Origin of the sequence: Rhizobium sp. Root482 (genome assembly GCF_001426565.1) — a bacterium.
Taxonomy (GTDB): domain Bacteria; phylum Pseudomonadota; class Alphaproteobacteria; order Rhizobiales; family Rhizobiaceae; genus Pararhizobium.
In genome coordinates this window covers 250,252-269,024 of sequence record NZ_LMFA01000001.1, presented here as the reverse complement: position 1 = coordinate 269,024, position 18,773 = coordinate 250,252, and the positions used below count along the sequence as shown (strand labels likewise).

General features: G+C 64.3%; 19 protein-coding genes. 10 read left to right on the top strand and 9 right to left on the bottom strand.

Going from position 1 to position 18,773, the window contains the following annotated elements; genetic code table 11:
• Nucleotides 1-223 precede the first annotated feature (223 nt).
• Entirely contained in the window at nt 224-3,502 is a 3,279-nt protein-coding gene (gene uvrB / locus ASD31_RS01105; RefSeq protein ID WP_056328272.1) for an excinuclease ABC subunit UvrB, read from the bottom strand.
• Between the two features lie 207 nt (nt 3,503-3,709).
• On the opposite strand from uvrB, the gene ASD31_RS01100 reads away from it, so the two are divergent.
• The 3 genes from ASD31_RS01100 to ASD31_RS01090 all read left to right on the top strand — a co-directional run bounded on the left by ASD31_RS01100 (nt 3,710) and on the right by ASD31_RS01090 (nt 6,846).
• The gene (locus tag ASD31_RS01100; protein WP_056328270.1) at nt 3,710-4,063 is read left to right on the top strand and encodes a DMT family protein; all 354 of its coding nucleotides are present in this window, start codon (nt 3,710-3,712) and stop codon (nt 4,061-4,063) included.
• 94 nt (nt 4,064-4,157) lie between these two features.
• Complete coding sequence (locus tag ASD31_RS01095) at nt 4,158-5,654, top strand: DUF1800 domain-containing protein (protein WP_056329254.1); 1,497 nt, start codon at nt 4,158-4,160, stop codon at nt 5,652-5,654.
• A gap of 7 nt (nt 5,655-5,661) precedes the next feature.
• Nucleotides 5,662-6,846, top strand: coding sequence for a DUF1501 domain-containing protein (locus ASD31_RS01090; protein ID WP_056328269.1), 1,185 nt, complete (start codon nt 5,662-5,664; stop codon nt 6,844-6,846).
• Between the two features lie 7 nt (nt 6,847-6,853).
• Here ASD31_RS01090 and ASD31_RS01085 read toward each other — a convergent pair whose 3' ends face one another.
• Entirely contained in the window at nt 6,854-7,441 is a 588-nt protein-coding gene (locus tag ASD31_RS01085; RefSeq protein ID WP_056328267.1) for a hypothetical protein, read from the bottom strand.
• Between the two features lie 3 nt (nt 7,442-7,444).
• Nucleotides 7,445-7,825 (bottom strand): acyl-CoA thioesterase, encoded by a 381-nt coding sequence (locus ASD31_RS01080; RefSeq protein ID WP_056328265.1) that lies wholly within the window; start codon nt 7,823-7,825, stop codon nt 7,445-7,447.
• A gap of 226 nt (nt 7,826-8,051) precedes the next feature.
• Here ASD31_RS01080 and ASD31_RS01075 point away from each other — a divergent pair, with 226 nt between their 5' ends.
• The 3 genes from ASD31_RS01075 (at nt 8,052) to ASD31_RS01060 (ending at nt 11,557) form a co-directional block, all read left to right on the top strand.
• Nucleotides 8,052-9,866, top strand: a complete 1,815-nt coding sequence (locus ASD31_RS01075; RefSeq protein WP_056328264.1) for a methyl-accepting chemotaxis protein — start codon at nt 8,052-8,054, stop codon at nt 9,864-9,866.
• A gap of 210 nt (nt 9,867-10,076) precedes the next feature.
• Entirely contained in the window at nt 10,077-10,673 is a 597-nt protein-coding gene (locus tag ASD31_RS01065; protein WP_056328260.1) for a Kazal-type serine protease inhibitor domain-containing protein, read from the top strand.
• Between the two features lie 80 nt (nt 10,674-10,753).
• Entirely contained in the window at nt 10,754-11,557 is an 804-nt protein-coding gene (locus tag ASD31_RS01060; protein ID WP_056329251.1) for an endonuclease/exonuclease/phosphatase family protein, read from the top strand.
• 50 nt (nt 11,558-11,607) lie between these two features.
• On the opposite strand, the gene ASD31_RS26575 is transcribed toward ASD31_RS01060, so the two are convergent.
• Nucleotides 11,608-11,901, bottom strand: coding sequence for a hypothetical protein (locus ASD31_RS26575; RefSeq protein ID WP_244483725.1), 294 nt, complete (start codon nt 11,899-11,901; stop codon nt 11,608-11,610).
• Between ASD31_RS26575 and ASD31_RS01055 the strand changes: the two genes are divergently transcribed.
• Genes ASD31_RS01055 through ASD31_RS01045 form a run of 4 tightly spaced genes read left to right on the top strand, consistent with a single transcriptional unit; the run spans nt 11,900 to nt 15,040 of the window.
• Nucleotides 11,900-13,051: an extensin family protein gene (locus ASD31_RS01055; protein WP_244483724.1), complete on the top strand. Its 1,152-nt coding sequence runs from the start codon at nt 11,900-11,902 to the stop codon at nt 13,049-13,051. The two genes, ASD31_RS26575 and ASD31_RS01055, sit on opposite strands and share 2 nt — an antisense overlap.
• Nucleotides 13,052-13,104: 53 nt before the next feature.
• Nucleotides 13,105-13,299 (top strand): hypothetical protein, encoded by a 195-nt coding sequence (locus ASD31_RS25705; protein WP_156392454.1) that lies wholly within the window; start codon nt 13,105-13,107, stop codon nt 13,297-13,299.
• Between the two features lie 56 nt (nt 13,300-13,355).
• Nucleotides 13,356-14,282: an ABC transporter ATP-binding protein gene (locus ASD31_RS01050; protein WP_056328257.1), complete on the top strand. Its 927-nt coding sequence runs from the start codon at nt 13,356-13,358 to the stop codon at nt 14,280-14,282.
• Complete coding sequence (locus ASD31_RS01045) at nt 14,279-15,040, top strand: ABC transporter permease (RefSeq protein WP_056328255.1); 762 nt, start codon at nt 14,279-14,281, stop codon at nt 15,038-15,040. Before ASD31_RS01050 ends, ASD31_RS01045 begins: the two co-directional genes overlap by 4 nt.
• Nucleotides 15,041-15,068: 28 nt before the next feature.
• On the opposite strand, the gene ASD31_RS01040 is transcribed toward ASD31_RS01045, so the two are convergent.
• The 5 genes from ASD31_RS01040 to ASD31_RS01020 form a co-directional block, all read right to left on the bottom strand.
• Nucleotides 15,069-15,986 carry a DMT family transporter gene (locus ASD31_RS01040; RefSeq protein ID WP_056328253.1) on the bottom strand — a complete coding sequence of 306 codons (918 nt, stop codon included), beginning with the start codon at nt 15,984-15,986 and terminating at the stop codon, nt 15,069-15,071.
• A 62-nt stretch (nt 15,987-16,048) separates the two neighbouring features.
• Nucleotides 16,049-16,639, bottom strand: coding sequence for a TetR/AcrR family transcriptional regulator (locus ASD31_RS01035; RefSeq protein ID WP_056328252.1), 591 nt, complete (start codon nt 16,637-16,639; stop codon nt 16,049-16,051).
• 228 nt (nt 16,640-16,867) lie between these two features.
• On the bottom strand, nt 16,868-17,569 hold the full coding sequence (locus ASD31_RS01030) for a TIGR02281 family clan AA aspartic protease (protein ID WP_056328250.1): 702 nt from the start codon (nt 17,567-17,569) through the stop codon (nt 16,868-16,870).
• Complete coding sequence (locus tag ASD31_RS01025) at nt 17,566-17,790, bottom strand: DUF1289 domain-containing protein (protein ID WP_056328248.1); 225 nt, start codon at nt 17,788-17,790, stop codon at nt 17,566-17,568. The genes ASD31_RS01030 and ASD31_RS01025 overlap by 4 nt, the downstream gene beginning before the upstream one ends.
• 44 nt (nt 17,791-17,834) lie before the next feature.
• Nucleotides 17,835-18,623: an adenosylcobinamide-GDP ribazoletransferase gene (locus ASD31_RS01020; RefSeq protein ID WP_056328247.1), complete on the bottom strand. Its 789-nt coding sequence runs from the start codon at nt 18,621-18,623 to the stop codon at nt 17,835-17,837.
• Nucleotides 18,624-18,773 lie beyond the last annotated feature (150 nt).

The following is an 18,773-nucleotide window of genomic DNA, read 5'->3' as shown; positions in this document are numbered from 1 at the left end:
GATGGCGTTGGCTTGCCCCTCACCCTAGCCCTCTCCCCGCAAGCGGGGAGAGGGGACGACGCAGGGCGTCGTTGCACCTCCCGGCATGCTGAGAGAGAATGTGCCGTGGGTGCGGAAATTGTGGGGGCTTACCCCCTCTGTCGGCCTTGCCGACATCTCCCCCGCAAGGGCGGAGATGGGGTCCGTGGATGTGCGGCGTTGTGGCGGTTTTCTTTTCGAGGGCTTATTGGCCGGGGCGGCCGGTCTTGCCCTTGGTCTTTTTCTGGCGCTTGAGGTCGCCGGAATCCTCGTAGGAGCCGGCGCCGGGTTTGGCGCGGATCAGGGGTTTGGGGTCGTCGGCGCGTGTGGCCCCCTCATCCGCCCTTCGGGCACCTTCTCCCCGCTGGGGAGAAGAGGAGTCCGAGCGCTCCGGCTGGCCTTCCATCAGCGGCGAGAAACGCTTCGTGCTTTTGGCGATGTCCGGTTTTTCCGGCAGTTGACCCCTGGTGTTGAGCGGTTTTTCGGTGCGGCCGACGGTCATTTCGTCGAGGCTGTTCTTGCGGAAGAGGCTGCCGGCCGGCGGTGATTCGCTCGAGGCATCCGGACGGTCCCCCTCATCCGCCCTTCGGGCACCTTCTCCCCGTGGGGGAGAAGCGGAGCGGGCGGGGGTGGCGATGTCGCGGCCCATCTCGTCGAGGGAGGGCTTGGCGAAGGTAGACGGCTTGCGGGCCGGGCGTGTCATGTCGGTACCGGGGCCCATGTCGTCGAGGCTGGGTTTGGCGAAGAGGGAGCGGCCAGACTGATCTTCCCCCTCAAGGGGGGAGATCGGGTCCGTGGGTGGGGTTTTCCCCTCCCCAACGCTCCCCACAGGGGGGAGGGAGTCGACGGAGGTTGCGGCGCCCGGTCCTCGGGTCGCGCTGCGCTTGCCCGAGGATGACGGAGAGGTGCGCGCGCCCTCCATCGCCCGCGCCGACTTTCCTGCGTTCCCGGTCGCGCCTTCGGCGCTCCTCGCCTCCTGCCTTGCCATCGGGTCGTCCATGACGGCGAGTTCGGCGGCTTTGAGGCGCTTGATTTCGTCGCGGAGGCGGGCGGCGGTTTCGAAGTCGAGGTCGGCGGCGGCGTTGCGCATCTGTTTTTCGAGCGCTTCCAGATGGGCGGCCATATTGTTGCCGACCAGTTCGGTGACGCCGCCCTTGACGCCCCTGATGCCGATATCGGCGCGGACATGGTCGCGCTCGTAGACCGAATCGAGAATGTCGGAAATGCGGGCCTTGACCGATTCCGGCGTGATGCCGTTGGCCTCGTTATAGGCCATCTGCTTTTCGCGGCGGCGCGAGGTCTCGTCCATGGCGCGCTGCATGGAGCCGGTGATGTTGTCGGCATAGAGGATGACCTTGCCGTCGACGTTACGCGCGGCGCGGCCGATGGTCTGGACCAGCGAGGTTTCAGAGCGCAAAAAGCCCTCCTTGTCGGCATCGAGAATGGCGACGAAGCCGCATTCCGGGATGTCGAGGCCTTCGCGCAGAAGGTTGATGCCGACGAGCACGTCGAAGGCGCCGAGCCTGAGGTCGCGGATGATCTCGATGCGCTCCAGCGTGTCGATGTCGCTGTGCATGTAGCGCACGCGAATGCCTTGCTCGTGCAGATATTCGGTCAAATCCTCGGCCATGCGCTTGGTGAGCACGGTGACGAGGGTGCGGTAGCCGGCGGCAGCGGTCTCGCGGATCTCGCCGAGCACGTCGTCGACCTGGCTCTTCGCCGGGCGAACCTCGACCGGCGGATCGATCAGGCCGGTGGGTCGAATGACCTGTTCGGCGAAGACGCCGCCGGCCTGTTCCATTTCCCAGGCGGCCGGGGTGGCGGAGACGGCGATGGTCTCGGGGCGCATGGCGTCCCATTCCTCGAAGCGTAGGGGACGGTTGTCCATGCAGGAGGGCAGGCGGAAGCCGTATTCGGCCAGCGTCGCTTTTCGCCTGAAGTCGCCGCGATACATGCCGCCGATCTGGCTGACGGAGACATGGCTCTCGTCGATGAACAGCAGGGCGTTGTCGGGGATATATTCGAACAAAGTCGGCGGCGGCTCGCCGGGCTGGCGGCCGGTGAGATAGCGCGAATAGTTCTCGATGCCGGCGCAGGAGCCGGTGGCTTCCAGCATCTCGATATCGTAGCGGGTGCGCTGTTCCAGCCGCTGGGCTTCCAAGAGGCGGCCGCCCTTTTCAAGCTCGGCGAGGCGCAGCTTCAGCTCCTCCTTGATCGACTTGATCGCCTGGTTGAGCGTCGGGCGCGGGGTGACATAGTGGGAATTGGCGTAGATTTTCACGCTCTTCAGGTCGTCGGTCTTCTGGCCGGTGAGCGGATCGAATTCGGTGATGGCGTCGATCTCGTCGCCGAACATCGAGATACGCCAGGCCGCGTCTTCCAGGTGGGCCGGGAAGATCTCGATCGTGTCGCCCCTGACGCGAAAAGAGCCGCGCTGAAAATCCATGTCGCGGCGCTTGTATTGCTGGGCGACGAGGTCGGCGAGCAATTGGCGCTGGTCAAGCCGGTCGCCGATCTGCATCTGGAAGGTCATGGCGGTGTAGGTTTCCACCGAGCCGATACCGTAGATGCAGGAGACTGAGGCGACGATGATGACGTCGTCGCGCTCGATCAGCGAGCGGGTGGCGGAGTGGCGCATGCGGTCGATCTGCTCGTTGATCGACGATTCCTTCTCAATGAAGGTGTCGGAGCGCGGCACATAGGCCTCCGGCTGGTAATAGTCGTAGTAGGAGACGAAATATTCGACCGCATTGTCGGGGAAAAAATTCTTGAATTCGGAATAGAGCTGGGCGGCCAGCGTCTTGTTGGGCGCCAGGATGACGGCCGGGCGCTGGGTGGCCTCGATCACCTTGGCCATGGTGAAGGTCTTGCCCGAACCGGTGACGCCGAGCAGGACCTGGGTACGGTCCTGGTTGGCGAGGCCTTCGACCAGGTCCTTGATGGCGGTGGGCTGGTCGCCGGCCGGCTCGAAATCGGATTTCATGACGATCTTGATGCCGCCTTCGGATTTCTCCGGGCGGGCCGGACGGTGCGGCGTCCACAGCTTGCCGTCCTTGAACAGCGGATTGCCCGATTCGATCAGCGCCGACAGGGCCTCGACGGTGGCGGTGACGCCGCCGGGAGCCAGGGCGCCGGCCTCCTCCAGCGAGACGTCCATGCCGGAGACCGGATTGAGGCCGGCGGCGGCGCGGGCCTTGGGGTCCGATGTGCCGCCCATGGAGGTGCCGCGTGCGCTTCTGCCCGGCCCAACGGTGTCCGTGTTTTTCGCCTTCTGCGCGGCGATCTCCACCTTCTTGCGGTGCTTGCCGGCCTTGGAGGCGACGTCGTGGCGGGTCTCGATCGTCTCGGCCTCGGCCATGCGCTGCAGCTCTTCGGCCCAGTCCGCGACGTTGGAAGACAGGGGGGCGCCTTCGAACGGGGCCTGGGGGGCTTCCTCGAAGCCGCCAAGGTCGGAGGGGCGGGATTTTTTCGGTGTTTTCGACATGGCGGGAATATGGAGAGAGTCCGGCGGAAAGGGAAGGGGCGGAGGAGTACAAAAAGGCAACGGCCGGTTCGCTACTGCCGGTTTCTGGCAGGATGTCGTGAGCCGCCGGCCGGCAGACTTTCTTTTCAGGCGGCCTGGTGTCCCTGCTTGAATGGCAGTGGCCTGGCGGTGCATGTTGCGTCTCCCACCGCTCCCGAGGAATCACCGATGCCCTTCGCGCTCAATCCGGCCGCCGTCTGGCCGATCCTGCTGCTCGTCCTGTCGAACGTGTTCATGACCTTTGCCTGGTACGGCCATCTGAAGCATCCGGGCTCGCCGCTGTTCATGGCGATCATCGTCAGCTGGGGCATCGCCTTCTTCGAATATTGCCTGGCCGTGCCCGCCAATCGGATCGGCCATACGGTCTATTCGGCGGCGCAGCTGAAGACGATGCAGGAGGTGATTACCCTTCTCGTGTTTTCCGGCTTCTCGGTGTTCTGGCTGAAGGAGGCGCTGACCTTCAACCATGTCGTCGGCTTCTGCCTGATCGCCGCCGGTGCCGCCTTCGTGTTCCGGGGTTAAAGCAAGCCGCTCCGGATTTTGACTTTTGCGCCGGCCGTCCGCAGAATTGCCACAAGCCCGGCGTAGCAAGGCGTGACGATATGGGGCATTGCTGATGACGCTGGCATTTTCGACAATCGCGAGCTTGCGGTTCGGCACGGGTTTTCGCCCGGGCGAGACGCCGCCCGGCAGCGTCGAGGACCTGCTGGCGCAACTGGAGGCCGGACGGCGCGAGGCGCTGGCCTTTCCCGATGGCGGGCCGGCGGCGGCGCGCGAAAGGCTGGCCGATGCGGCGCAGGCCTTTGCAGGATTGCGGCTGGCGGAGAAAAACCGCGATCCGGTGAGCAAGCGCGCCCACCGCCTGCGGTTCCGCGCCGGCCTGAACAATCTGCTGTTCAAGGACGAGCATGCGCGCTTCATGCAGGGCGTCCTGTCGCCCCACGGTTTCAACGAGCGGCTGGCGGGCTTCTGGTTCGATCACTTCAGCGTCCATACACTGAAAGAGGGTTTTACCCGGCTGCTGGTGCCCCTCTATGAGGCGGAGGCCATCCGTCCGAACATGGCCGGGCGGTTCGCTGATCTGGTCAAGGCGGCGGTCCTGCATCCAGCCATGCTGATCTATCTCGACCAGGTTAAATCCTTCGGCCCGACATCGTCTGCGGGCCTGAAGCGACAGGCCGGCCTGAACGAGAATCTCGGCCGCGAACTCCTGGAACTGCACACGCTCGGCGCCGGCGGCGGCTATAGCCAGGAGGATGTGCGCAACGCCGCCTTCGTGCTGACCGGCATGACCGTCGACCGCAAGACCTACCGCCCCCGCTACAGTCTCGGCATGGCGGAGACCGGCGCGTGGAGCGTGCTGGGAAAATCCTATGGCGGCGCGCGGCGCGGGCAGGGCGATATCCTGGCGATGATCGAGGATCTGGCCGCCGCGCCGCAGACGCGCGCGCATATCTGCACCAAGATCGCCCGCCATTTCCTCTCCGACAGGCCACCGGCCGATGTGGTCGCGGCGATGGAAACCGCCTGGAAACGCCATGACGGGGAACTGGCGGCGGTCTATGGCGCGATGCTGCGCCACAGGCAAAGCTGGGAGAACGAAGGGCAGAAGGCCAAGCCGCCTTTCGACTTCATCATTTCCGGCCTGCGGGCGCTTTCGGCCGAGAAAGACGATCTGCAGGACCGCGGATTGGCGCCCCTGAAGACGGCGATGGCCATGCCTGCCGCCGCCAAGGACACGCGCGGGGCGATGACGGAAGCGCCGCTGCCGGCGGTCGATATGCCCGATGCCGCCATCCGCAAGTTGCGGCTCAATCCGTTGACGGTGCTGGGCGCCGCGAGACTGGGCCAGCCGCTGTGGCGGCCGCCGAGCCCGGCGGGGTTCGACGACAGTTTTTCCACCTGGATCGCCGGCGGGCCGCTGACGGGCCGGATCGCCTGGGCGCGGCTTGCCGTGGCGAAGCTGGGCGACGAGCATGATCCGCGGCGGTTCCTGCGGGAAACACTGGGCGATGCGGCACGCCAGGATACGATCGACATCGTCTCGAAGGCGCCGAACAGACAATTGGGGCTGGCTCTGGTTCTGGCGTCGCCCGAGTTCAACAGAAGGTAGGCCGCAGATGGATATGAGCGACAAGATGGCTCTGAGCCGGCGCGGCTTCCTCACCTCCGCCTGCTGCCTTGCCGCAGCGCCGCTGATGACAAAAATGACGCTGGCCGCAGTGCCGGGCGACAAGCGCCTGATCACCATCATTCTTCGCGGCGCAATGGATGGGCTGCATCTCGTCCAGCCCTATGGCGACCCGGCCTTTCGGCTGCTTCGGCCGAACCTTGCGGCTGCACCCGGTAAGGAGATGATCGATCTCGACGGTTTCTACGGACTGAATGCCGAGGCCGGCAGCCTGCTGCCGCTGTGGCGGCGCGGCGAACTTGCCTTCGTGCAGTCGGTCTCGACGCCCTATCGCGATGCGCGCAGCCATTTCGACGGCCAGGACATGCTGGAAAGCGGCGGTACGGACGTCGGGCAGGAAAAGACAGGCTGGCTGAACCGGGCGCTGTCGGCCATACCCTCCGCCGGCTCAAGGCGGGCGATCGATATCAATTCATCCGCCGAACTGCTGCTTGGCGGGGCCAACGAAGTCGATGTCTGGTCGCCGCGCGCCGACCTGACGATGAAGGCGGACGAGATGCGGTTCTTCGACCGGCTCTATCGCAACGATCCGCCCTTTGCCCGGGCGATGGCCGAGGCGACGATGACCGATCTTTCCGCCGACGCGCTCTATGGCGATGAGAAGCGGGGCGCAGGGGCCGAGGACGTGGCGCGGCTCGCTGCCGGCATGCTGATGCAGGACTACCGGATCGCCAGTTTTTCCATCACCGGCTGGGATACCCATGCCGGCCAGAGACGCGCCTTCAAGGCACCGGCATCCGACCTTGCAACCGCGATCCTGACCATCCGCAAGACGCTGTCATCGGCCGTCTGGCGCGAGACGGTAATTCTCGCCATGACGGAATTCGGCCGCACGGCGCGCGAAAATGGTTCCGGCGGCACCGACCACGGCACCGGGGGCATGGCGCTGATTGCCGGCGGCGACATCAATGGCGGCAAGGTCATCGGACAATGGCCGGGGCTTGCCGAGAGCCAGCTTCTCAACGGCCGCGACCTGATGCCGACCGGCGACGTGCGCGAACTGGCGGCGGCGATGCTTTATCGTCAGTTCGGCATTTCGCCCGGCAATCTCAGCAATACCGTCTTCCCCGGTATCGGCTTCGACCGCTCGTCGATCTATCTGCGGGCGCTCTGACGGGCGCTTAGTCGAGAAAGTCAAAGGCGCGGAATATCCAGGCGACCTGATAGAGGAGGCCAGCGATCAGGAAGGTCGCGTGAAACCGCCTGTTGGCGGTGATCGCAGCGATGATGCAAAGCAGGATATAGGCGCCGTTGCGCAAGGGATATTCGATGCCGAAATGCGAGAAATAGACGCTGCCCTTCAAGGCTGTATCCGCGAGATCGACAGCATAGACGAGGGCGAGGAAGCCGAAGAACCAGCGCCGGCGCGACAGGAAATAATCCTCATAGCCGTCATAATCGTCCAGTGTGGTGGGGAACAGCAGCACGCAGAGAAAGAAGAAGATACAGCAGTAGGAAATGACGAACAGGTAGACGCTGAAATCGATGACCGGCAGCGCATGCAGGCGATATTCCCACCACCAGAAATAGACCAGGAAGAGAAACAGGAACAGGACCCAGCCGAGATGGAGCCCGGAGACTTTCGTCTTGCCGGGATGCTGCACGAACAGGGCGAGGCCGCTCAGCAGCCGCGCCATCGAAAGGCCGATGACCATGCCCATGACGACGCGGATATGGGAGAAGATCTGCGGATCGACGGTATGGTCCATTGTTCAGGCCTCCGCGGGCACCGGCTTGGGGTGGCCGGTCTCGTCCAGCGCCACCATGACGAAGAGAGCATCGGTGACCTTGTCCATGCGGTCGGACAGATAGCGCTGCGCCCAGGCCTCGACCTTGAGGGTGATCGAGGTGCGGCCGACCTTGACCACATCGGTATAGATGCACAGCGTATCGCCGATCTTGACCGGCAGTTCGAAGGCCATTTCCTTGACGGCGGCGGTAACGACGCGGCCGCGGGCACGCTCGGCCGCCCGGATGCCGCAGGACAGGTCCATCTGCGCCATGACCCAGCCGCCGAAAATATCGCCGGCGGCATTGGCATCGGCCGGCATGGCCAGCGTGCGCAGGGTCAGATCGCCATTCGGTTTTGCCATTTCGTCTTGTCTCCGTGCATTCGTGGGGCGTTTCCGGTGTAGAGCGGTTCCTTCCCGAACGGAAGCCCTTGTCGTATGCGAGATGGCGGCCAGCTACTCCGGCAGCGGGGCTGAACATTAACGGCCGGTAAAAATAAAACTCTTATTTCTAACGATGCTTTGTTAGTAAGTTTGAAAACTCGACGACGTTACTTTCTTTTTCGATATCGAGGAGGACCCGTTCGTCATGAAGAATTTCCGTATTTCCGTGCGTCTCTATGCCCTGGTGGGGCTCGCGCTCCTGGCGATCGCCGGGGCGATGACGCTTGGACTGTTCCAGGAGCAGGATAAGCTCGTTGCCCAGCGCAAGGCCATGCTGGAAGCGATGAACGAGAACGCCGTCTCGATGTTCGAGACCTACTACAAGCAGGAGCAGGCCGGCACGCTGAGCCGCCAGGAAGCGCAGGCGCGCGCCATGGAGGCGGTTCAGGCGATGCGTTACCAGGGCGACGGCTATTTCTGGATCAACGACATGCATCCGGTCATGGTCATGCATCCGATCAAGCCCGAGCTGAACGGCGTCGATCTCACGGAAAACAAGGATCCCAACGGCAAGCACCTGTTCGTCGCCTTCGTCGACAAGGTCAAGGCCGAGGGCAAGGGCTTCGTCGATTATCATTGGCCCAAGCCCGGCGCCGACAAACCGGTGCTGAAATATTCGCATGTCGCGGGCTTTGCGCCCTGGGGCTGGATTGTCGGGACCGGCGTCTATGCCGACGACCTGGCCGCCATGTTCCATCGCGGCCTCATCGAAATGGCGCTGATCTGCGGCGCCGCGACGCTGCTCATTCTTCTCGCCGCCTTCTCCATCGTGCGCAGTGTCGTCCGCCCGATCGAGCGGCTGAAAGCCTCGATGCAGGCGATCGCCGACGAGGATGTGTCGGCCGAGGTGCCGGAGACGGACCGCAAGGACGAGATCGGCCAGATGGCCGGCGTGCTGGTGGTGCTGCGCGATTCCGTCAAGGAGCGGATCGGCCTTCGGGAACGCGAGGCCGAGCAGCAGGACCGCCTCGACGACGAGCGGCGCAACAACGAACATCGCCAGCAAACGGATGCGCGGATGCAGGCCGATGCCATGGCGACGGTCGGCGATGCGCTGGAAAAGCTGGCAAGCGGCGACCTGACGGTGGAGATTACCGGGATTTCCCCGCAATATTCCAAGCTGCGCGATGATTTCAACACCGCCGTCACTGCCCTTCGCGGCGTCATCCACTCGATCGCCCAATCGACCGAAGTGGTCTATGGCAGCGCCGGCGATATTTCCCAGGCGGCCAACAACCTGTCGCGCCGCACCGAACAGCAGGCGGCGGCTCTCGAAGAGACGGCAGCGGCGCTCGACGAGATCACCTCGACCGTCCGGAGTGCTTCCGAGCGGGCGGCCGAGGCGCGCGAAATGGTCAACGAGACCAAGGCGAGCGCCGGCAAGTCGGGCGAGATCGTCAGCAATGCGATCGCGGCGATGAGCCGGATCGAAGGGTCGTCCAGCCGCATCAGCCAGATCATCGGGGTGATCGACGAGATCGCCTTCCAGACCAACCTGCTTGCGCTCAATGCCGGCGTTGAGGCGGCGCGGGCAGGCGAGGCGGGCCGCGGCTTTGCCGTCGTGGCGCAGGAAGTGCGCGAACTGGCGCAGCGTTCGGCCGGTGCCGCCAAGGAAATCAAGGAACTGATCCGCAATTCGGCGGTCGAGGTGGAAGCCGGCGTGACGCTGGTACGCTCCACCGGCGATGCGCTGAAAGCCATCGAGGGGCTGGTCAACCAGGTGAACGAGCATGTCGCCTCGATCGCCACCGCTGCCCGCGAGCAGGCGACCGGTCTTGCCGAGGTCAACACCGCCGTCAACAGCATGGACCAGATGACGCAGCAGAACGCGGCCATGGTCGAGGAGACGACGGCGGCCAGCCAGACGCTGGCGCAGGAAAGCCGCGAGTTGAAAAACCTGCTGCAGACCTTCCAGCTTTCCGAGGAAGGCCGCCCGCCCGCCTATGGCCGCGCCGCCTGAGCATCCAAAAAGACGGAAATGCCGATTGCCCGCGTCTGACAAGGACGCGGGCTTTTTCGTGGGCGCGGCGAAACGGTGTCACGGCTTTTTCCGGGGGCAGCGGGCGGGATATGCGCGCGCCGCCTTGACCGGGGCGGATTTGCAGGGAGAATACCGCCGATGGAAACCGGATGCGCCGCAAGAGGCGAGCGCCGAAGCCAGGGAAGCTGAATGATGTCGTTTCGACGTGGTGTGATCCGCATGGGGGCGCTGGTGGCCCTTTCCCTTGGCCTGCTGAGCGCGTGCACCGTAGTGGAGGAAAGCGGGCCGAGACCGCCGCGCCCCAGGCCGTCCTCCCCGCAGATGTGTACGATGGAATATGATCCGGTCTGCGGCCAGCGCGGCGGCGACAGGCAGACGTTTTCAAATGCCTGCCAGGCGCGGGCGGACGGCTACCGCATCGTCGGCCGCGGCGAATGCCGGCGCGAACGGCCCGAACCCGACCGGGACCGGCCGCAAGTCTGCACCCGCGAATATGATCCGGTTTGTGCCCGCAAGGGCCGCCGCGAGCAGACGTTTGCCAATGCCTGCACGGCGCGGGCCGATGGCTTCCAGGTGATCGGTCGCGGCGAATGCCGTCGCTCCGACAGCCGGCCCGACGACACCGGCATGCGCCCGGACCGCGACCCGGATCGGCGGCCACAGATGTGCACGATGGAATATGATCCGGTCTGCGCTCGCCAGGGCCGTCGGGAACGGACTTTCGCCAATGCCTGCTCGGCGAAAGCCGAAGGCTTCCGGGTGACGGGCGCCGGTAGCTGCCGGTAAAATAAGGTGGCCGGGGGAGCCGGCGCGCCGCCCGAAGCGGGCGGTTGCAGGTGGCTGCGGCTGGAGCGGAGGACAGGGTGCTGCGCATCGTCTCGTTGAATGCCTGGGGCGGTCGGTTGCATGCGCCGCTGATCGCCTATCTGGCCGGGGTGGATGCCGATGTCTTATGCCTGCAGGAGGTGGTGCGGGCGCCCGCCGCCCGCACCGACTGGCTGGACTACCGCGACCAGAACATGGTGCTGCCGCAGCGGGCCCATCTTTTCGAGGAAATCCGCGCGGCCTTACCCGGTCATGACGGGTTCTTCGCACCGACGGCGCGCGGCACGCTGTTCGACGGCGAGGAGGCGGTGCCTGCGGATTTTGGGCTGGCGACTTTCGTGCGCAAATCGCTTGCCGTCATCGGCCAGGCGCAGGACTTCGTCCATGGCACGTTTTCAACCGATGGCTGGGGACCGCATCCGCGCGCCCGCAATGCGCATTGCCTGCGGCTGTTCAGCCACGACCACGGGTTTGCGGTGACGGTGGCGCAGATGCACGGGCTTCGCGATCCGGAGGGCAAGGGAGACACGCCGGCGCGGGACGCTCAGACTGGGGCGCTCACGGACCTGATCGGGCGCATATGGGCGCCCGGCGAGCGGCTGGTGGTCTGCGGCGATTTCAACGTGCTGCCGGACAGCCGGATGTTTCCGGCTCTTGGCCGGCTCGGGCTTGCCGACCTGGTGACCGGGCGCGGTCATGCCGATACGCGTACCTCCTATTACGAAAAGCCCAGCCGCTTTGCCGATTACATGCTGGTGACGCCGCAGGTGGAGGTGGTGCGCTTCGATGTCGTCGCCGAGCCGGAGGTCTCCGACCACCGCGCCCTGCTGCTCGACATGCGGTAGGACATGCGTTTACGGGGAGAGGGCGGAAAGGCTTCGTTTACCCTATTCACCTAAAATCCAGGCTGTTCGACCCATTGCGGTCCGGCGACCGCTTTTCCGACACGGGCGGGAAGCAGGTTGCGGCTGGGCGGGCGATTTTGGACGATGCGTTGCGGCGCATCCAGTGCGCGGCGGCTGTTGTCGATCTTGACGGCGGCGTTGCCAAGGGCGGCGATCAGTATGGCGTATGTTTCCCCTTTCCACCGGTCGGCGCGGGCGCTCACCCTTTCTCTTTCCATCTCTCTGTTGCTTGCAGCCTGTTCGACCGACGTGCTGAGCCCGCCGGCGCGGATCGATACCTCCATGCGGGTCAGTTCCGTGCAGCCGGTGCGGCAGGCGGCCTATCCGGCTGTCGAGACGCCGATGGGTGATTTCACCGATGCACCCGAAAACGCGATGCCTGTGGAGACGGGCGATATGGCCTCCGGGCAGCGGTTGCCGATGATCGACAGTGCGGCGGCTGGCGTGCAGGTTGCTGTGGCGAATGCTGGTTCCCAGCCGCTGGTGGTGCCGCCGCAGGGCGTCAACATGGATGCGATGCTGGGTGTCGCGCCGGCCTCGGGCTCCGTGGTGGGACTGGCCGAGGAACAGAGCCGCGAGATCGCCGAGGGCAATGCCAGCCAGCCGGTGGTCGGCGGCATCGGCAGCGACGATGTCCGCCAGCTCGGCGGACAGCAACAGGCGATGGTGGCGCCGGATGCGGGTGGCGATGCCGACCTGCCGATGCTGACGCCGGAACGACAAGCGGCCGAGGAGGCGCGCAGGGCCGCGTTTCTGGAGCAGGAGCAGCGGGCGACGCTGCGCAAGCGCGAGGTTCGGGAGGAGCGGCAGGTGGCCTTTCTGCCGCGCGCCGGCAATCCTTTGTCCGGGCCCGACTCCGAGCCGGATTTTACCGGCCGCATGCCGGCAGCCGAAATTGCCTGTCGGCAGCGGCTGAAGAAGCTGCGCGTCGAATTCACCGATGTCGCCCGCATTTCCAAGGGGAAATCCTGCGGCATCGATTATCCGATCGAGCTGACCGGGCTTTCCGGCGGCATCGACGTCAAGCCGGCCGTCAAGCTCAACTGCCAGGTGACGGAAGCCTTTGCCAAATGGGTGAAGAGCGAACTCGCCCCCTCGGCGCGCTACCGCTATCTTTCCGGCATCAAGACGATCAAGCCGCTCGGCGGCTATTCATGCCGGACGATGAATTCAGGTCGCGGCAATCCGATGTCGGAACATGCGCGCGGCAATGCCATCGATGTCGGCAAGTTCGTGCTGAATTCCGGCAAGGAGATCGACGTGCGCAAGCCGGGCTTCTTTGCCTTCCGCGAAAAAGGCCTGCTCAAGGCGGTGCGCACTGACAGCTGCAAATATTTCAGCACCGTTCTCGGGCCCGGCAGCGACCGGCACCACAAGGACCATTTCCACTTCGATCTCAGAAGCCGCAAATCCGGCTACCGGCACTGCGACTGACCGGCTCATTGGTCTGCGGGCAAAAAAAATGGCCGGCGGGGAGCCGGCCTAAAATGAACCTCGCCGAAGGTGGGACTGCCGGAAGGTTCTCGCAAATCCGTCGCGGTGTGGTGCGACGGGGTGACCATGCCTGCCAAGGGTCACGGTTTGATGACAGCGGCGGCCTGATGCGCGTGGCGGGAAGAGGTCAGCCGCGCATTGTGAACAGTTTTTCGGGTTTGATGATTTTTCGGGCTGATATTTTCTGAAAGGCACCCCATATAGGAGCATCTCCTTGCCCCACCCGTCTCCCGGAACATCATCCATGGCTCCCATCGTTTCCGTTTCCAATCTGGTCAAGACCTATGCGTCCGGCTTCCAGGCCCTGAAGAATGTCAGTCTCGATATCGAAGAGGGCGAGATCCTCGCGCTGCTGGGGCCGAACGGCGCCGGCAAGACGACGCTGATCTCGATCATCTGCGGCATCGTCAATCCGAGCGGCGGAACCGTGCTGGTTGGCGGCCATGATGTCGTCAAGGAGTTTCGCGCCACCCGCGCGATGATCGGCCTGGTGCCGCAGGAACTGACGACCGACCAGTTCGAGACGGTGTGGAACACGGTTTCCTTCTCGCGCGGCCTGCACGGCAAGAAGCCGGATCCGACCCATATCGAGAAGGTGCTGAAGGACCTTTCGCTCTACGACAAGAAGGACAGCATGCTGCGCGAGCTTTCCGGTGGCATGAAGCGCCGGGTGCTGATCGCCAAGGCGCTCAGCCACGAGCCGCGCGTGCTCTTCCTTGACGAGCCGACGGCGGGCGTCGACGTCAATCTGCGCAAGGATATGTGGCAGGTGGTGGAGCGCCTGCGCGAGACCGGCGTGACGATCATCCTGACGACGCATTATATCGAGGAGGCCGAGGAGATCGCCGACCGGGTCGGCGTCATCAATCACGGCGAAATCCTCCTGATCGAGAGGAAGGCCGAACTGATGAAGAAGCTCGGCCGCAAGCAGCTGCGCGTCGATCTCGCCGAACCGGTGACGGTGCTGCCGGAGGCGCTTTCGAGCTATGCCCTGACCATCGAGGACGAGGGCCATCGGCTGATCTACGACTATGACGCCGCCGGCGAACGCACCGGCATCACCGCGCTTCTGTCGGCGCTTGCCGCTGCCGGCATCAGGCTCAAGGACCTCTCGACGCGCCAGAGTTCGCTCGAGGATATTTTCGTCGAACTGGTGGGGACACGGGCATGAATTTCGAAGCGGTCAAATCGATCTATCTTTTCGAGATGGCGCGGACGCGGCGCACCCTGCTGCAGAGCGTCGTCTCGCCTGTCATCTCGACCTCGCTCTATTTCATCGTTTTCGGCGCCGCCATCGGTTCGCGCATCCAGCTTATCGACGGGGTGTCCTACGGTGCCTTCATCACACCGGGGCTGATCATGCTGACGCTTCTGACGCAGTGCGTCGGCAACGGGTCCTTCGGCATCTATTTCCCGAAATTCACCGGAACGATCTATGAGCTTCTCTCTTCGCCGATCTCGATGATCGAAATCGTCCTCGGCTATGTCGGGGCGGCGGCGACGAAGGGCATGATGATCGGCCTGATCATCCTGGCGACAGCATCGCTGTTCGTCGACCTGTCGATCGCCCATCCCTTCGTGATGCTCCTGTTCTTCGTCCTGACGGCGGTAACCTTCAGCCTGTTCGGCTTCATCATCGGCATCTGGGCCAAGGATTTCGAACAGTTGAACCTCATTCCGATGCTGGTGATCCCCCCGCTGGTCTTTCTCGGCGGCAGCTTTTATTCGATCAGCATGCTGCCGCCCTTCTGGCAGGCGGTCAGCCATTTCAATCCCGTCCTCTACCTGATCAGCGGCTTCCGCTGGAGCTTCTTCGAAATCGCCGACGTCAACCCGGTCGTCAGCCTTGCCATCATCATCGGCTTCCTGGCGGCGCTGATGGGGCTGCTGACCTGGATCTTCAAGACGGGCTATCGGTTGAGGAACTGAGGGCAGGAGCCGTCTGACGAAAGGAAGGTTAGTCGGGCTTGCCCGCTTTCGCCACCATGACGATGCCGGCCAGCGAGACGATGAGGCCGACCGCCATGGCGAGGGACAGGGGCTCGTCGAACATGATCCAGGCCCAGACCATCGTGACCGGTGGGCTGAGATAGAGGATGGCGGTGACGCGGGCCGGCGAGGATTTGCGCAGCGCGATGTAATAGAGGCTCCAAGCGCCGAAGGTGGCGACGAAGACGAGCCAGAGGATGCCGCCGATAAAGCCCGGCTCGAGGACGGGCAGCACGCTGCCTTCGTGCCAGGCCAGGAGAGCGAAGATCGCGGAGGCCGAGAGGCACTGGATGCAGAGGCTCTGGTAGACCGGCATGGAGACGCTCGGGCTGCGCTTTTGCAGCAGCGTCGCCATGGCGAGCGACAGCGTTCCAAGGACCGGCAGGCCATAGGCCCAGAGCGGCACATCGCCCATGTCCAGCGACCATCCCGAGGCAATCAGCACGCCGGCAAGTCCGATGAAGGAACCGAGCCATTGGCGCGGCGTCAGCGCCTGGCCGAGCACCGGCCATGACAGGAAGGCGACCGCCAGGGGCAGCATGTCGGTGATCAGCGCCACCAGGCCGGTGGGAACGCCATGGGCAATAGCCAGCGCAAAGCCCGTCAGATAACCGGCCATCGCCAGCACACCGAACAACATATGGGCAAGCACCTGTTTCAGGCGCAGCTTGGGGCCAAGGGTGAGGGCGAAGGGCAGGAGAAAGAGGCCGGAAATGAGGCTGCGCCACAGAAGGATCAGGAAGATCGGCGCGTGATCGATCGCGAACCGGATGCCGACGAAGCCGGCGCTCCAGGAGACGATCAGTGCCGCCTCCAGAAGGACGAGGATGGCGACCGCCGAGAGGGTAGCTCTGTGGCGCGGAGATGCGGCGGTGGCGTCGGTCATTTCATGGGATTTCCGGTTTGGGTGGTGACGGGTGTAAAAACGTCTGAACGCCAGGGCGCGACCTACGGCGCGGCGGCATCCGGGAATTGCTCCAGCATGGAAAGGGCGATCTTGCGCGCTGTCTTGAGGCTGGTGTCGTGGCCATCAAGCCCGGCACGCGCCATCGCGCCTTCGAGCAGGAAGGACAGGTGCTGGGCGGTTTCCTCCACAAGGGCGTCGTCGTCCGGCCTGATCTCGCCGAGATAAAGCCTGAACAGCCGCTCGACCTCGTCCTTCTGGAAGGCGACGGTTGCCCGACCGGGATCGCCGACCGGAAGCTCGGCCGCCGCATTAAGCAGGCCGCAGCCGCGAAATCCCTTTTCGCCGGCGAGGTTCGTATAATCGACATAGGAATCGAAGACGGCGAGCACGCGCTCCAGAGGCGTTTTCGCGCCTTCCAGTCTTCCGGCCAGAACCGCCTGCCATTCCGAGACGCGGGTCTTGAGATAGGCATCAACGAGTTCGGCCTTCGACGAAAAATTATTGTAGAGGCTCATCTTCGCGACGCCGGCGCGCGCGGTGATCGTGTCAATCCCGGTGGCACCGACCCCTTCCGCATAAAACAATTCAGCGGCGGCCTTCAGCAGGCGCTCCCTGGCGGGAATCTTTTCCATGACATGCGCTCCTCACATAGGTAGACCGATCTACCTATTTTTGTTTCCTGTCAAGCGTACGGCTGGCTAATCCCGCCCGGCATTCAGTAGGCGGGTTCAACGGATGCTTTAAGGAATGGATATAAGCTTTGGAAATGGAAGAAATAAGTTTCATGCAGTCGCGCTTGGCGGACGTGCATATGGTTCTCTTTCAGGCTGAATGGAGGCCCTGGATGCCGAGCCGGGCGATCAGTCCCTCAACCGCAATTCATCGGTCTGCATCTGCAGGAAACCGAGTGTCGATAGGAAACTCATGCCGAGCAGGCTCTGGTCGAGCTTGCCCTGTTCGGTGACCATGGCGCGGACATCGGTGCGGACGATCGGGCCGATGGCGACTTCGGCAAGGGTGACGGGGGCGGCGCGGGCCTCGCCGTTGGCCGTCAGCACGACCTGGGTAAAGGCAAGATTCTGCGGATCGAGGCCAAGCGTTTCGGCATCCTCCCAGGACAGGACCACCCGGCTCGCGCCGGTATCGAGCAGCATGCCGACGCTTGTGCCGTTTACCGCAACCGACGTTTCGAAATGGCCGCTCATGCCCTTGTGGAGAACGACCTCGCTGTGGCCCTCCGCATCGGTGATGACTGTTGCCCGGCCGGGAATGAGGCCGGCGGCCAGCCTGTTGCCGAAAGCCTCCAGTTCGGTGCGGTAGAGATAGGCCGAAACGAGAAACAGCACGATCAGTAGCCAGATGCCGAACTGGCGTAGGCTCTGTCCCAGATGCCGCCGGCTCTGCACCACACCGGTACCGATCATCGCGGCAATGGCGCCGAGCGTGACGAGGCGGCCGAAATCATCGTTCATGATGCCGAAACTGCGGCCGCTATCGTGATTGAGGATGAGGACGACGAGGCCGATGGCGAGAATGGCGAGGAGGATGGTGAGCCTGTTCATTCGCTGCCTATGCGCTCCTTCGCCATACGCGTGCGCCGGGTTTCGCGGCGGGGCTTGCGCTCCACGGTTTCCAGCCGGGCGGGAAGGGCGGCCATGATGGAGCGGCGCTCTTCCGACGTATAGAGCGTCCAGGCGCCGATCTCCTCGCGCGTGCGGCCGCAGCCGAAGCAATAGCCTGTGGCCATGTCGATCGAGCAGACGAGGATGCAGGGTGATTCCATGAGGCACAATGTCCGAACAAACCAGTGCTGAAGATATCGTCGTTTCAGATCGCCAAAGCAAGGGCGGCAAGGACGGCGATCTCGGTCAATTGCTGGGTGGCGCCGATCGTATCGCCGGTATGGCCGCCGATCTTGCCCTTTACGATCTCGCTGAAGGCGGCGACGGTGGCGGCAAAGGCGCCGATGGCGAGCACCGCCGAAAGCAGCGAGGCGCCCGACAGGAGAAGAAGCAGCGCGGCACAGACGATGCCGAGGACGAGCGCCATCGTGACCGCTCCCGTCTCCGGCTCGCCGGCGGAAGCGGCCACCCCGTCGCGGCGGGCGGGCGGCAGTTTCGACCAGTGCCAGACCATGGCCGTGCGGCTGAGCGCGGCGACGGCGAGCACGAGGAGGCCGGCGCCTGTCGGCGATAGAAGCGGCAGCACCGCCGAAAGCGCCGAGACCCTGAGCCCGAAGGACAGGATGAGGGCGACCGCGCCATAGGAGCCGATGCGGCTGTCCTTCATGATGATCAGGGCGCTTTCCTTCGTCCTTCCGCCGCCAAGCCCGTCGGCGGTATCGCTAAGACCGTCCTCGTGCAGGGCGCCGGTGATCAGCGCCTGGATCGCCACCACGACGAAGGCCGTGAACAGGGCGGCGGCATCGATGGCGCTGAAGATCGAGGCAACCGCCGCCGCAGGCAGAACGATGAGGAGGCCGGCCAGGGGAAAGGCACGCACGGCGCGGCTGAGGCGGCCGTCGAAATCGACGAAATGGCGCTGCGGCATATGGATGCGGCTGAGAAAGGCCACCGAACGGGCCAGATCGTCGATGAAGTCGCGGATGTCGATCATTGGTTCCTCCCGGGGCCTCGCGCGCCTGCGAATCGCTGCCTGCACGGATCATGCGCCGACGACAGGAAGCGGCGCAAATGCCGTTGCCCGATTCTTCGCGGCCCTCTATGAGGAAGCATCTTGGCGGGACGGGCGTTCCGCCGGCGACAC

Coding starts and splice junctions, on each gene's coding strand:
- uvrB (WP_056328272.1), bottom strand. CDS start 3,502: ATGTCGAAAACACCGAAAAAATCCCGCCCCTCCGACCTTGGCGGCTTC.
- ASD31_RS01100 (WP_056328270.1), top strand. CDS start 3,710: ATGCCCTTCGCGCTCAATCCGGCCGCCGTCTGGCCGATCCTGCTGCTC.
- ASD31_RS01095 (WP_056329254.1), top strand. CDS start 4,158: ATGACGCTGGCATTTTCGACAATCGCGAGCTTGCGGTTCGGCACGGGT.
- ASD31_RS01090 (WP_056328269.1), top strand. CDS start 5,662: ATGGATATGAGCGACAAGATGGCTCTGAGCCGGCGCGGCTTCCTCACC.
- ASD31_RS01085 (WP_056328267.1), bottom strand. CDS start 7,441: ATGGACCATACCGTCGATCCGCAGATCTTCTCCCATATCCGCGTCGTC.
- ASD31_RS01080 (WP_056328265.1), bottom strand. CDS start 7,825: ATGGCAAAACCGAATGGCGATCTGACCCTGCGCACGCTGGCCATGCCG.
- ASD31_RS01075 (WP_056328264.1), top strand. CDS start 8,052: ATGAAGAATTTCCGTATTTCCGTGCGTCTCTATGCCCTGGTGGGGCTC.
- ASD31_RS01065 (WP_056328260.1), top strand. CDS start 10,077: ATGATGTCGTTTCGACGTGGTGTGATCCGCATGGGGGCGCTGGTGGCC.
- ASD31_RS01055 (WP_244483724.1), top strand. CDS start 11,900: ATGCGGGTCAGTTCCGTGCAGCCGGTGCGGCAGGCGGCCTATCCGGCT.
- ASD31_RS26575 (WP_244483725.1), bottom strand. CDS start 11,901: ATGGAGGTATCGATCCGCGCCGGCGGGCTCAGCACGTCGGTCGAACAG.
- ASD31_RS25705 (WP_156392454.1), top strand. CDS start 13,105: ATGAACCTCGCCGAAGGTGGGACTGCCGGAAGGTTCTCGCAAATCCGT.
- ASD31_RS01050 (WP_056328257.1), top strand. CDS start 13,356: ATGGCTCCCATCGTTTCCGTTTCCAATCTGGTCAAGACCTATGCGTCC.
- ASD31_RS01045 (WP_056328255.1), top strand. CDS start 14,279: ATGAATTTCGAAGCGGTCAAATCGATCTATCTTTTCGAGATGGCGCGG.
- ASD31_RS01040 (WP_056328253.1), bottom strand. CDS start 15,986: ATGACCGACGCCACCGCCGCATCTCCGCGCCACAGAGCTACCCTCTCG.
- ASD31_RS01035 (WP_056328252.1), bottom strand. CDS start 16,639: ATGGAAAAGATTCCCGCCAGGGAGCGCCTGCTGAAGGCCGCCGCTGAA.
- ASD31_RS01030 (WP_056328250.1), bottom strand. CDS start 17,569: ATGAACAGGCTCACCATCCTCCTCGCCATTCTCGCCATCGGCCTCGTC.
- ASD31_RS01025 (WP_056328248.1), bottom strand. CDS start 17,790: ATGGAATCACCCTGCATCCTCGTCTGCTCGATCGACATGGCCACAGGC.
- ASD31_RS01020 (WP_056328247.1), bottom strand. CDS start 18,623: ATGATCGACATCCGCGACTTCATCGACGATCTGGCCCGTTCGGTGGCC.